The 12020-nt window shown below is 64.1% G+C and carries 10 protein-coding genes; 8 read left to right on the forward strand and 2 right to left on the reverse strand.

Annotated elements, in window-relative coordinates; all coding sequences use genetic code 11:
• The first annotated feature begins 76 nt into the window (after nt 1–76).
• The 3 genes from NR187_RS10000 to NR187_RS10010 all read left to right on the forward strand — a co-directional run bounded on the left by NR187_RS10000 (nt 77) and on the right by NR187_RS10010 (nt 4497).
• On the forward strand, nt 77–1312 hold the full coding sequence (locus NR187_RS10000; RefSeq protein ID WP_256806368.1) for a putative DNA modification/repair radical SAM protein: 1236 nt from the start codon (nt 77–79) through the stop codon (nt 1310–1312).
• Nucleotides 1312–2754, forward strand: a complete 1443-nt coding sequence (locus NR187_RS10005) for a UdgX family uracil-DNA binding protein (RefSeq protein WP_256806369.1) — start codon at nt 1312–1314, stop codon at nt 2752–2754. The genes NR187_RS10000 and NR187_RS10005 overlap by 1 nt, the downstream gene beginning before the upstream one ends.
• Nucleotides 2755–2874: 120 nt before the next feature.
• Nucleotides 2875–4497 carry an inorganic phosphate transporter gene (locus NR187_RS10010; protein ID WP_211382865.1) on the forward strand — a complete coding sequence of 541 codons (1623 nt, stop codon included), beginning with the start codon at nt 2875–2877 and terminating at the stop codon, nt 4495–4497.
• 72 nt (nt 4498–4569) lie between these two features.
• Here NR187_RS10010 and NR187_RS10015 read toward each other — a convergent pair whose 3' ends face one another.
• Entirely contained in the window at nt 4570–5742 is a 1173-nt protein-coding gene (locus NR187_RS10015) for a M20 aminoacylase family protein (protein ID WP_211382864.1), read from the reverse strand.
• A 202-nt stretch (nt 5743–5944) separates the two neighbouring features.
• Between NR187_RS10015 and NR187_RS10020 the strand changes: the two genes are divergently transcribed.
• The 5 genes from NR187_RS10020 to NR187_RS10040 all read left to right on the forward strand — a co-directional run bounded on the left by NR187_RS10020 (nt 5945) and on the right by NR187_RS10040 (nt 10437).
• Entirely contained in the window at nt 5945–7564 is a 1620-nt protein-coding gene (locus tag NR187_RS10020; protein ID WP_256806370.1) for a GMC family oxidoreductase, read from the forward strand.
• A gap of 139 nt (nt 7565–7703) precedes the next feature.
• Nucleotides 7704–8648: a metallophosphoesterase gene (locus NR187_RS10025; protein WP_211382862.1), complete on the forward strand. Its 945-nt coding sequence runs from the start codon at nt 7704–7706 to the stop codon at nt 8646–8648.
• Between the two features lie 25 nt (nt 8649–8673).
• Nucleotides 8674–8997 (forward strand): cupredoxin family copper-binding protein, encoded by a 324-nt coding sequence (locus NR187_RS10030; protein ID WP_211382861.1) that lies wholly within the window; start codon nt 8674–8676, stop codon nt 8995–8997.
• A 127-nt stretch (nt 8998–9124) separates the two neighbouring features.
• On the forward strand, nt 9125–9673 hold the full coding sequence (locus NR187_RS10035; protein WP_211382860.1) for a sigma-70 family RNA polymerase sigma factor: 549 nt from the start codon (nt 9125–9127) through the stop codon (nt 9671–9673).
• Nucleotides 9670–10437 (forward strand): anti-sigma factor, encoded by a 768-nt coding sequence (locus NR187_RS10040; RefSeq protein ID WP_256806371.1) that lies wholly within the window; start codon nt 9670–9672, stop codon nt 10435–10437. Before NR187_RS10035 ends, NR187_RS10040 begins: the two co-directional genes overlap by 4 nt.
• A 155-nt stretch (nt 10438–10592) precedes the next feature.
• Here NR187_RS10040 and hpnO read toward each other — a convergent pair whose 3' ends face one another.
• A complete protein-coding gene (gene hpnO / locus NR187_RS10045; RefSeq protein ID WP_256806372.1) occupies nt 10593–11984 on the reverse strand; it encodes an aminobacteriohopanetriol synthase HpnO in 1392 nt (463 codons plus the stop codon).
• Nucleotides 11985–12020 lie beyond the last annotated feature (36 nt).

Here is a 12020-nt window from a genome sequence, read left to right on the forward strand (position 1 = left end):
AAAACTAACGGCGCCCCTGGAGTCAATCGAATTGGCGCTCTGTCGGATTCATGAGCGGAATCAAAGGGATTCAAACATGGACGTGCAACGCAAGCTGGAAATCCTGGCGGACGCTGCCAAGTACGACGCGTCCTGCGCCTCCAGCGGCACCGAGAAGCGGGACTCCAGCGACGGCAAGGGCATGGGCTCGACCGCGCCCGGCATGGGCATCTGCCATTCCTACGCGCCTGACGGACGCTGCATCTCGCTGCTGAAGGTGCTGCTGACCAACGCCTGCAATTACGATTGCCTCTATTGCGTCAACCGCGCCTCCTCCAACGTGCCGCGCGCCCGCTTCACCGTCGAGGAGGTGGTCAAGCTCACGCTCGACTTCTACCGGCGCAATTACATCGAAGGGCTGTTTCTCTCCTCCGGCATCATCCGGAGCCCCGACTACACCATGGAGCAGGTGGTGAGCGTCGCGCGCAAACTGCGCGAGGAGCATCACTTCCGCGGTTACATCCACCTGAAGACCATTCCGGAGGCCGACGACGCGCTGATCGCGGAGGCCGGCAAATATGCCGATCGTCTCTCCATCAACATCGAGATGCCCGAGGAGACGAGCCTGCAGCAATTTGCGCCGGAGAAGGACGTGCGCGCGATCCGCCGTACCATGGGCCGGCTGCGGCTGAAGCTGGACGAGGCCGAGGACAGCCGCAAAGCAAAGACGAAGGCCAGGCCGCAACGCTTCGCGCCCGCCGGCCAAAGCACGCAGATGATCGTCGGCGCCGATAGCGCCTCCGACCACACCATTCTCCACACCAGTTCCAATCTTTACGGCTCATACAAGTTAAGGCGCGTCTATTATTCCGCCTTCAGCCCGATCCCCGACGCCAGCCGCGCCTTGCCTCTGGTGCAGCCGCCGCTGCTGCGCGAGCACCGGCTCTACCAGGCCGACTGGCTGATGCGGTTCTACGGCTTCGATGTCGGCGAGATCGTCGACGACAGCGCGATGCTGCCGCTCGACATCGATCCGAAGCTCGCCTGGGCGCTGCGCCATCGCGAGCGCTTCCCGCTCGACATCAACCGCGCCAGCCGCGAGGAGCTGCTGCGCGTGCCGGGCTTCGGCACCAGGGCGGTCGAACGCATCATCGCGACGCGGCGCACCACCACAATCCGCCTCGCCGATCTCGCCCGGCTGCACGTGCCCCGCAACAAGGCGCTGCCGTTCATCGTTCTCAGCGACCACCGCCCCTCGCCGCATCGCCTCGATGCCGCCGGGCTGATCGAGCGGTTCAGGCCGAAGGCAACACAACTGGGGTTTGGCTTCTGATGCACTACATCATCCTCGATCACGAAACCGATTTCGACGGCTGGCGCAAAGCTGCGCGCAGCCTCGTGCTTCATCATGTGCAGCCCACCGATGTCGCCTGGACCGTGCAAGGCCGCGAAGCAGAATTATTCGCGCCGCAAGCGCCGTCTCCGATCCTCGCGGTGAACGACGGCACCTTCAACGTATCAGGCAAATTCGTCGATCTCGCCAAGGCCGCGATCCTGCATCGCGATCCCGAACGCTTTGCGATCCTCTATCGCCTGCTCTGGCGCCTGAAAGACGATCACGATCTGATCGAGGTCGCGATCGATCCTGACGTCGCGCTGGTCATTGCGATGGCCCGAGCCGTCCATCGCGACGAGCACAAGATGCATGCCTTCGTGCGCTTTCGCGAGATCGGCCGCGAACGCGAAGCGCATTATGTCGCCTGGTTCGAGCCGGAGCATCACATCGTCGAACTCGCCGCGCCATTCTTCGCCAAGCGCTTTGCCGACATGCCCTGGTCGATCCTGACGCCGGACCTCTGTGCGCATTGGGACGGCCATGCGCTCTCGTTCACGCCGGGAGTCAGCAAGAGCGAGGCACCGGGCGAAGACCGGCTCGAGGAAACCTGGCGGCGCTACTACGCCAGCATCTTCAATCCCGCCCGGCTCAAGGTGAAGGCGATGCAGGCCGAGATGCCGAAGAAATACTGGAGGAACCTGCCCGAGGCTTCGATCATTAAGCCTCTGATCGAGGACGCCGAGCGCATGACCGGCGCCATGATCGCCAATGCCGCAACCGATCCGCACAAGCCCCAAAAGCGGCCGGAGGCTCCGATGACTCGCAAGACTTCCGCAAACGATCTCGAAGCTCTCCGTGAGGAAGCCGCGCATTGCCGCGCCTGCCATCTCTACAAGGACGCGACCCAGACCGTGTTCGGCGAGGGCCCGAAGCACGCCAACATCATGCTGGTCGGCGAACAGCCCGGCGACAAGGAAGACCTCGCCGGTCATCCCTTCGTCGGCCCGGCCGGCCAGATGCTCGACCGTGCGCTGGAGGAGGCCGGTGTCGATCGCAAGAAGGTCTATGTCACCAACGCGGTGAAGCACTTCAAATTCGTGCCGCGCGGAAAGATCCGCCTGCACCAGAAGCCGAATACGCCTGAAATCAAAGCGTGCCGGCAATGGTTCGAACGGGAAGTCTCGGCAATCCAGCCCGATCTGATCGTGGCGATGGGCGCTACCGCCGCGCAAAGCGTGTTCGGCAGGATCACCCCCATCGGCAAGACCCGCGGCCGGCTCATCGACCTTCCCGACGGACGCAAAGCGCTGGTGACGGTGCACCCATCTTACTTGCTGCGGCTGCCCGATCCGGAAGACAAAGCGCTGGAATATCAGCTCTTTGTCGAAGATCTGAAGATCGCCGGGTCGTTGCAGAAGAAAGCCGTACGCGCGGCCTGACCTGCGCCCTGCTGCAGGGCGCCATGCGACCGAGAAGTCCCCTCATTTCAAGTCGCCCATTTCAACCGCCTGTCACATGCCTCGCGCAAAATCGAAGCACAGGGACAGGAGAAATTTTCAATGAGTGACGTTGCTTTGCCCGGCTCCATCGAACCGGCCTTGGGCAGGGGCCCGGACCTCGATCGCGGCTTTCATCCGCTCACCGGTATCGTGTACCTGGGCGTCATCGCTGCGGCGCTGCTGTTCGTTGCTTACAGCATCTGGGTCGACGTCGATGCCACCGGTACACAGGTTAAGACCTACGCGCCCTTCATCCTTCTGTTCGTCGCGCTGTTGATCGCGCTCGGCTTCGAGTTCGTCAACGGCTTCCATGACACGGCCAATGCGGTCGCGACCGTGATTTACACGCGCTCGCTGCCCGCCCATGTCGCCGTGGTGTGGTCCGGCATGTTCAACCTGTTCGGCGTGCTGCTCTCGAGCGGTGCGGTCGCGTTCGGCATCGTCTCGCTGCTGCCGGTCGAGTTGATCCTCCAGGTCGGCTCCAGCGCCGGTTTCGCCATGGTGTTCGCGCTGTTGATCGCGGCCATCATCTGGAACGTCGGTACCTGGTACTTTGGACTGCCGGCCTCAAGCTCGCACACGCTGATCGGCTCGATCATGGGCGTGGGCATCATGAACGCGCTGCTGCACGGCCGTAGCGGCACATCGGGTGTCGACTGGTCGCAGGCAACCAATATCGGCAAGGCACTCCTGCTTTCGCCGCTATTCGGCTTCGCGCTTGCTGCCGTCCTGCTGTTGATCCTGCGCAGCGTGCTCCTGCGCGCCACGCCTGCCCTGTTCGGTGAACCCAAAGGTGACCAGCCGCAGCCGTTGTGGATCCGCGGCATCCTGATACTCACCTGCACGCTGGTCAGCTTCTTCCACGGCTCCAATGACGGCCAGAAGGGCATGGGCCTGATCATGCTGATCCTGATCGGTACCGTGCCGACGGCTTATGCGCTCAACCGCGCGCTGCCGGAAACACAGATCGAGGCGTTCGTCAATAACTCGGCCGCTGCCAGCAAGGTGATCGAAGCCAAAGCCGCCGGCTACAACGTGATCGGCAACCCGCGGCCGGCCGTCACCAATTATGTGGCTCAGCACGAGGTCAACGGTGGAACCTTCCCGTCACTTGCCGTTCTCGTGCGTGATATCGCCAAGCAGGTCACCACCTATGGCTCGCTCGCGAAGGTACCGGCAGAAGCAGTCGGCAACACCCGCAACGACATGTACCTCGCCTCGGAAGCGCTCCGCTTTCTGATGAAGGACAAGGAAGCCGAACTCAGCGCCGACGAAGTAAGCGTGCTCAACGCCTACAAGGGTTCGCTCGATAGCGCCACGAAATTCATCCCGGGCTGGGTGAAGATCGCGGTCGCCATTGCGCTCGGCCTCGGCACCATGGTCGGCTGGAAGCGCATCGTCGTCACGGTCGGCGAGAAGATCGGCAAGACGCACCTGACTTACGCGCAAGGGGCCTGCGCCGAGATCACCGCGGCCGCCACCATCGCCGCGGCCGACGGCTACGGTCTGCCGGTCTCGACAACGCACGTGCTGTCGTCAGGCATCGCCGGCACCATGGCCGCCAACGGCTCGGGGCTGCAATGGGCGACGATCCGCAACATTGCGATGGCCTGGGTGCTCACCCTGCCGGCAGCGATGATCATCTCGGGAGCGTTGTACTACATGTTCTCGCGGGTGTTCTGAACAATCGTATCACTCGAGGACAAAGGGCCCGTGCGATGCACGGGCCCTTATCATTTGTGCTCGGATTCAGCCCTACGACGCCGCCAGCGATTCCTCGACCAGCTTGACCCAGTAGGACGTGCCGAACACGATCGCCTCGTCGTTGAAATTGTAGGCGGGGTGATGCAGGCCGGCGCTGTCGCCATTGCCGCAGAAGATGAAGGCACCGGGGCGCGCTTCCAGCATGTAGGCGAAATCCTCGCCGCCCATCAGCGGCGGCATCTCGTGCACATTGGCATCTCCCGCAACTTGCCTTGCGATACGCCGCGCCACCTCGGTCTCCGCGGCGTGGTTGTTCACGACCGGATAGTTGCGCTTGTAGTGCAGGTCGATCTTGGCACCGGTGATCTGCGCCACGCCAGCGACAACCTCGTGCACGCGCTTCTCGACGAGCTTGCGCACCTCCGGCGACAATGTGCGGATGGTGCCCCTCAGCGTCGCAGTTTGCGGAATGACGTTGCGGGCATTTCCCGCGTGGAACTCGCAGATCGAGATCACGGCCGATTCCAGCGGATCGACGCTACGCGCCACGATCGACTGCAATGCAGTGATCACCTGTGCGCCGACCAGCACGGAATCGATGCATTTGTGCGGACGCGCGGCATGACCGCCGAGGCCCTCGATCATGATGTCGACCTCGTCGGTCGCTGCCATGATCGGACCCGGGCGGATCGCGAACGAGCCGATCGGGATGCCCGGGCCGTTGTGCATGCCGTAGACCTGCTCGATGCCGAAGCGTTCCATCAGCCCGTCCTTGACCATGGCCGCGCCGCCGGCGCCGCCCTCCTCGGCCGGCTGGAAGATCACGACAGCATCGCCGGCAAAATTGCGGGTCTCGGCGAGGTAGCGGGCCGCCCCAAGCAGCATCGCGGTGTGGCCGTCATGGCCGCAGGCGTGCATCTTGCCCGGAATCTTCGAGGCGTAAGGCAGGTTGGTCTGTTCCTCGACCGGCAGCGCATCCATGTCGGCGCGCAGGCCGATGGTCTTGAGCCCTTCGCCGGCCGGCTTGTTGCCCTTGATCACGCCGACCACGCCGGTCTGGCCAAGGCCGGTCACGACCTCGTCGCAGCCGAATTCGCGCAGCCGGTCCGCGACGAATGCTGCGGTGCGGTGGACGTCATACAGCAGCTCAGGATGCTCATGGATGTCCCGGCGCCAGGCCTGAATATCGGGTTGAAGGTCGGCGACGCGGTTCACGATGGGCATGGAGGGTCTCAAGCTTTGTTGAAAATGCAGGACTGTCTACCATGCAAGCGCCAGTCCACCCAACTGCCGCGGGCCGAGGGTAACCCTGTCCTCTCGTCATGGCCGGGCTTGTCCCGGCCGTCCGCGTCTGACTATTAGGACGGAAAGTGCGTGGATGCCCGGGACAAGCCCGGACATGATGCGCTTATTGGGTGGAAACAGAATGCCAAGCCGGCTCGAAGGTGAGTTTGACTACATTGTCGTCGGGGCAGGCACGGCGGGATGCATCCTCGCCAACCGGCTCTCGGCCGATCCGAAAAACCGCGTCCTCATTCTCGAAGCCGGCGGCGACGACAACTGGATCTGGTTCCACATTCCGGTCGGCTATCTCTTCGCCATCGGCAATCCGCGCTCTGACTGGATGTTCAAGACCGAGGCCGAGCCGGGCCTGAACGGCCGCTCGCTTGCCTATCCCCGCGGCAAGGTGATCGGCGGCTGCTCCGCGATCAACGCCATGATCTCGATGCGCGGCCAGGCCGCCGACTACGATCACTGGCGCCAGCTCGGCATGACCGGTTGGGGCTATGACGACGTGCTGCCGCTGTTCAGGCGGCTAGAGGATCACTTCCTCGGCGCCAGCGAACATCACGGCACGGGCGGCGGCTGGCGCATCGAGGCGCCGCGGCTGTCGTGGGACGTTCTCGATGCCGTCGGCGACGCCGCCGAGGAGATGGGCATCAAGCGCATCCCGGATTTCAACACGGGCGACAACGAAGGCACCAGCTATTTCCACGTCAACCAGAAGCGCGGCCGGCGCTGGTCGTCGGCCCGCGGCTTCCTCAAGCCCGCGCTGAACCGCCCCAACCTGCGGCTCGAGAAGCACGTGCTGGTCGAGCGCCTCATCATCGAGCAGGGTCGCGCCGTCGGCGTACGCTTCATCCAGAATGGCGAGGTCATGGAAGCGCGTGCAAAACGTGAGGTAATCCTCTCCGCGGGTGCGATCGGCTCGGTGCAGGTGCTGCATCGCTCCGGCATCGGGCCCGCCGACTGGCTGTCGCCGCTCGGGATCGACATCGTCATGGACAAGCCCGGTGTCGGTCGCAATCTTCAGGATCACCTCCAGCAGCGCGCGATCTACAAGGTCGACGGCGTGCGCACGTTGAACGAAACCTATTACAATCTGTTCCGCCGCGGCCTGATGGGGCTCGACTACGCCTTCCGCCGCCGCGGCCCGCTGACCATGGCGCCGTCGCAGCTCGGCATCTTCACACGCTCCGATGCGACTCGCGCGCGCGCCAATATCCAGTTCCACGTGCAGCCGCTGTCGCTCGACAAGTTCGGCGATCCCCTGCACCGCTTCCCGGCGATCACGGTCAGCGCCTGCAATCTCCAGCCGACCTCGCGCGGCACCGTGCGCCTGCGCGCAGCTAGCCCAGACGAAAAGCCGATCATCGCGCCGAACTATCTGTCGACCGACGACGACCGCCAGGTCGGCGCCGATGCCATCCGTACCACCCGCCGCCTGATGCAGCAGAAGGCCCTCGCAAAGTACCGCCCGAGCGAGTATCTGCCCGGCCCCTCCGTCGGCGATGACGACGCCTCGCTTGCCAAAGCCGCCGGCGATATCGGCACCACCATCTTCCATCCCGTCGGCACCGCGAAGATGGGCGCGGCAAACGATCCAATGGCGGTGGTCGACGAGCGCCTGCGCTTCTACGGGCTCGACGGCCTGCGTATCGTCGATGCCTCGATTATGCCAACCATCACCTCGGGCAACACCAACACGCCGACGGCGATGATTGCGGAGAAAGGCGCCGCGATGATTTTGGAGGATGCGCGTTGAACGCGTAGCCCAGTCTCGCAGCGAAATCCGGGCCCCGCTCCCACCACTTCACGAAAACGTCATCGCCTCCCGCGAATAAACCCACCCCTCCCTCAATCACCTCTCCGAAGCCCAATTCCGGGCGAAGTGGAGATACGCGATGAGCGGACACGATCACGGCGACGACGGCTTGAGTCGCCGCAAGGTGCTGGAATGCATGACCTGGGCCGGCACTGGCGTGCTCTGGACCATCACCGGCGGGGTGCCGCGCTCGCTCGGCATCATCGATTCCGCGCAAGCCGCGACCGCGGCCGCGCCCGGCATGACCTTCCTCCAGATCAGCGACAGCCATGTCGGCTTCGACAAGCCAGCCAATCCCAATGCGCTCGGCACGCTGGAGGAAGCCGTGGGCAAGATCAACGCGATGCCGGTCAAGCCGTCATTCATGATCCACACCGGTGACATCACGCACCTGTCGAAGGCCGCCGAGTTCGACAATGCCGAACGCATCATCTCGCAGAGCAAGCTCGACGTGCATTACGTGCCCGGCGAGCATGACTTCCTCGACGAGGAGGTGAAGTTCTATCGCGAGCGCTACGGCCGCGGCACCAAGGGTGCGGGCTGGTACTCCTTCGACGCCGGCGGCGTGCACTTCATCGGCCTCGTCAACGTCGTCGATCTCAAGGCCGGCGGCCTCGGCAATCTCGGCGCCGAGCAGCTCGCCTGGCTCGAAGACGATCTGCGGGGCAAGTCGAAATCCACCCCGATCGTGCTGTTCGCCCACATCCCGCTCTGGACGGTCTATCCCGAATGGGGCTGGGGCACCGAGGACGGCGGCCGCGCATTGGAACAGGTGAAAGGCTTCGGTTCGGTCACCGTGCTGAACGGCCACATCCATCAAGTGATGCAGAAGGTCGAGGGCAACGTGACCTTCCACACCGCGCGCTCAACGGCCTTCCCGCAGCCGGCGCCCGGGGCGGCTCCCTCGCCCGGGCCGATGAAGGTCGAGGACGCCAGGCTCCGCTCGATGCTCGGCGTTGCCAGCGTCAACTTCAAGCAGAACGAGCAGCGGCTCGCGATCATCGACACGCCGCTGCAGGGCTGAGTCCAGGGCTGAACGGAAGCTGACAATGAAGACACTCAATCGCCGCGACTTCGGTGTCGCTGTGGCCGCGGCCATCCTGTTGCCCGCAACAGCTGCCCGTGCCGACGACATGGACGTGCATATCGACAATTTCGTTTTCCAGCCGGCCGAACTCAAGATCAAGGTCGGCACCACCGTGACCTGGACCAACCGGGACGACATTCCCCACACCGTGGTGTCGGCCGGCAAGTTCAGGTCCAAGACCCTGGACACCGACGACAAGTTCTCGTTCACCTTCACCAATGCGGGCGACTACAAGTATTTTTGTTCGCTGCACCCGCACATGACGGGGATGATCAAGGTTGAGTAACATCTCAAACCAAGGCATCAACGTCCTGCCCGGCCGGTGGTCCCACGCCGGCCGGGCGCGTGTGCCTTCGGTCACGCTCAGGGACGAAACAACGCGACGAGCAGAACAAGAGGCAAAGCGAGGAGCGATGCCCGCCAACGAAGATTTGCAGAAGGCGCAGCGCTTCCGCGAGGCGGCGCTGCCCTATCTCGACGACGTCTACACGCTCGCGCGCTATCTGCTGCGCGATGCCTCCGACGCTGAAGATGCGGTGCAGGAGTGCTATCTGCGCGCGCTGAAGCACTTTGACAGCTATCGTGGGCCGGCGATGAAGCCCTGGCTGTTCGCGATCCTGCGCAACGTCTGCAACGCGGAATATGCGCGGCGCGCGCACAGGCCCAGCGCGATCGAGGATATGCCCGGTGCCGCCGAGCAGACGCCGATATGGCAGGAGACCGAGGCAAGCCCGGAAACCGAAGTGCTGCGCAGCCGCGATGCCGGCACGATCCGCAAATTGATCGACGCGCTGGCCGAGCCGTTCAAGGAGACATTCGTGCTGCGCGAGATCAACAACCTGTCCTATCGTGAAATCGCCGAGGCAGTCGGCGCGCCCGTCGGCACCGTGATGTCCCGCCTCGCCCGCGCCCGCGCCATGCTGCGCGCGGCCTGGACGGCGGAAGAGGAGCAAGCAAGATGAATTGCGACGAAGCAAGGATCCTGCTTCACGCGCTGCTCGACAACGAGCTCGATGCCGGCCACGCGCGCGAGGTCGAAGCACATGTCGCCAGCTGCCCGGCCTGCGCCGCCGAGCTCGCAGCACAGCGCGACATGCAGCGCGTGCTCGCCGATACGAATTTACGCTACGCCGCACCCGCGAGCCTGCGCGCCCGCATCGAGGCCTCGATGCCGCAGCCTGAGCGCCGTCAGCCGACCCGCCGCTCCGTGCTGCGCGGCTTTGCGATGGGTTCGGCGGTCTCCGCGCTCGCCGCCTCCGGCGTCTTCGCCGTGGTGTTGCGCCAGGACGACCAGCAGCGCATCCTGTCGGAAGTCGTCTCCGCGCATCTGCGCTCGCTCCAGGCCGGTCATCTCATCGACGTGGTTTCCACGGACCAGCACACAGTCAAGCCGTGGTTCAACGGCAAGCTCGATGTCGCCCCGCCCGTGATCGATCTCACCGCGCAGGGCTTTACGCTTGTCGGCGGCCGGCTCGACTATATCGACGCCCGCGCCATCGGCGCCGTCGTCTACAAGCGCCGGCAGCACGTGATCAACCTGTTCGTATCGCAGACCTCGAGCACCGAACACCGGCCGCCGAAGACCCAGACCATGCAGGGCTTCAACTGCCGCCGCTGGGGCGAGCGCGGCCTGAACTTCTGGGCCGTCAGCGACATCGGCAACGACGAACTCGCCGAGTTCGTCGACAAGTTCGACGCGGCGATGAAGGCGAATGTGGAGGGATAGCTCTACCCCACAACATCATTGCGAGGAGCGAAGCGACGAAGCAATCCAGGCTGCCTCCGCGAACAGAGTCTGGATTGCTTCCGCCTTCGCCAAAGGCTTCGGCGGACAAGTCGCTTCGCTCGCAATGACGATTGCGGAAACGTCTCGGCAAAAAATCAGGCCGAACGTCTCACCGCGTTGTCCACCAGCGTCTTGCCGAGCGACCAGATCGCGCCGGGGACCTTGTGGCTGCCGGCGATGACGTCGTCGAAGGCGCGCTCGATCCAGCCGCAATCTTCCTCGGTGATGGTCAGCGGCGGCAACAGCTTGATGGTATGGCTGCCGTGACCGGCCACCTGGGTCAGGATCTTGTGATCCTTGAACAGCGGCACGGTGATGAGCTGGCAGAACAGGCCCTTGTTGGCGGCCTCCAGCACGTTCCAGGAAGCCCGCAGCCTCAGCGATTTCGGCGGGCCGAACTCGACGCCGATCATCAGGCCCTTGCCGCGCACTTCCTTCATCAGCTCGTAGCCGGGCACCATGCGCGTCAGCGCCAGGCGCAGCTCGGCGCCGCGCTTGGCGGCGGACTCGATCAGCTTCTCGGATTCCATGACGTCGAGCGTGGCGATGCCGGCGGCCATCGCGAGGTCGTTCTTGGAGAAGGTGGAGCCGTGCACAACCGCGCGGTCCATCTGATTAAAAATCTTGTCGAAGATGCTCTTGCGCGTCAGTACCGCGCCGACCGGCACGTGGCCGCCGGACAGCGACTTCGACAGCAGCACCATGTCGGGCTCGACGTTCCAGTGCTCGACCGCGAGGAAGCGGCCGGTACGGCCCATGCCGGTCTGGATCTCGTCGGCGACGAACAGCGTGCCGTATTTCTTGCAGAGCGCCGCCGCCCCCGGCAGGAAATCGTCGGTGGGCATGTTGACGCCCTTGCCCTGGATCGGCTCGACGACGAAGGCTGCGACTTCGCGCGAGGCCAGCGCCTTTTCCAGCGCGGCCAGATCGTTGAACGGGATCGAGGTGCAGCCCGGCAGCAGCGGCTCGAAGCCGGTGCGGAAGTTCGAATCCCCAGTCAGCGACAGCGCGCCATAGGTCAGGCCATGATAGCCGTGGGCGCAATAGACGATGCCGGGCCGGCCGGTGGCGCCGCGGGCGAACTTGATCGCGGCTTCGACGCATTCGGCGCCGGAATTGGCGAAGAACGCCTTGTCGAGATAGGGGACGTACTTCAGAAGCCGCTCGGCGAGCACGCCGGCGAGCACCGAGACGTCGAACTGGACGAGGTTGGGCAGGTCGGCATCGAGCACGCTCTTGAGCGCCTCGCGCATGACGGGATGATTACGCCCGATCGCAAACACGCCAAAGCCGGACAACAGGTCGAGATAGCGTGCCCCGTCGCGGTCGTAGAGGTACTGCCCCTGCCCCTTCTGGAAGCCGACGTCGTAACCGATGGTCTTGAGGACCCGAACGAACTGCTCGTTCAGATGCCGATTATGCAGGGCGCTGCGCTGGGCCTGACGGTCCGCGAATAGCTGAGACATGTCTGGATTTGGGCTGGGCATCCGCTACATACTTCGGTTGAGGGCAGTCTCGTCAAC

The sequence above is a fragment of the Bradyrhizobium sp. Bra64 genome, from assembly GCF_024519875.1.
GTDB classification, from domain to species: Bacteria; Pseudomonadota; Alphaproteobacteria; order Rhizobiales; family Xanthobacteraceae; genus Bradyrhizobium; species Bradyrhizobium japonicum_G.